1 protein-coding gene and 1 pseudogene are annotated in these 1106 nt (G+C 40.6%); one reads left to right on the forward strand and one right to left on the reverse strand.

Annotation, left to right across the window (positions count from 1 at the left end; all coding sequences use genetic code 11):
- Positions 1–684: 684 nt before the first annotated feature.
- A complete protein-coding gene (locus R7P72_RS25625) occupies positions 685–891 on the reverse strand; it encodes a hypothetical protein (RefSeq protein WP_005495440.1) in 207 nt (68 codons plus the stop codon).
- Between the two features lie 4 nt (positions 892–895).
- Here R7P72_RS25625 and R7P72_RS25630 point away from each other — a divergent pair.
- Positions 896–1102 (forward strand): annotated as a pseudogene (locus R7P72_RS25630) (peptidase M20); the annotation flags it as partial.
- Between the last annotated feature and the right edge of the window lie 4 nt (positions 1103–1106).

A 1106-nucleotide genomic window follows, 5' to 3' on the forward strand; every position in this document is an offset into this window, starting at 1 on the left:
TCAATGCCTTTGCTGTCAGCAGCTGTGTATTCAACAAACTCAAATCCGTCTGTACCTAATGGGTTGTATGTGTCCACCATGACTTTCTCCTTGCGTCACTAATTTGTTTACAGCCTCACTGAGCTGTTTGAACTGATTTTTCTAACTTGGCGCAGGTAGAGAGAAATTGGAATACATAAGCCGAAATCTCTATTTCGATGGGTCTTACGGAGAAATGTAAAATTAATGTTACACCACAAAACCATCAATGTACCCGGTTAAAAAGAAACCAAAATTAAATTGAATTTCAATCAATTAGGTTGATATTTTTCGATTTACGCCACACCGCCAAATGTAAACAATTTGTTACCATGGCGATTTTCATTGGCACCTAGCGACTTTAGATAAGTCTTTGGTTTCATTTAAAGAGAGGTTGGAGAGAGTGAAACAAACGAGAGTTTCAAGACAACAAAGCGCACGTAAAAAGCGGCCAAGTTCTTATTGAACTTGGCCTATCCAGTTGGCAGTGCGAGGATATGAGTAAACAGAGACGTCATTAATCCACAAATGTGATTTTGCTTCAAATACACCCTACTTATTTACAGTGCACCTTGCAGCAATTATTGACTGCTTTCATCAGTTACATATTTGCTTCGAGCCATAGTGCATTACTGTCTCCGCTCTCAATTACCAAATTGTCACTTGCTAAACCACTTTCGTGATTGCGTCGTCACTTCTGGCATTATCCTCGGTCAGAATCGTGTCAGGCAGTGATTTTCTTTGATTCAACGCAGCTTCACCTACATAAAGCTGTGCAATAAGAGAGATTCTGTTCCCTTTCGAGTCCGTGCCATTGATTTCGAATTCACATCGTTTCTCGGTATCGCCCTCGACCCCAAAAGAAAGAGACACCCAAATGACACAAATTAATCAAGAACGTCTAGTTGAACATTTCTGCCAACTGGTTCGTATCGACAGCGAATCTATGAATGAAAAACAAATTGCAGAAACGCTGGCTGAGCAACTGGGCGAACTAGGCTTTACGGTTCACAAACTTCCTGTACCAGAACACATTTCTAATGGCTTCAACGTGTACGCACGTTTAGAAGGAAAAAAAGAAGGCTAAA

Origin of the sequence: Vibrio sp. Vb0888 (assembly GCF_033338835.1) — a bacterium.
GTDB lineage: Bacteria > Pseudomonadota > Gammaproteobacteria > Enterobacterales > Vibrionaceae > Vibrio > Vibrio alginolyticus.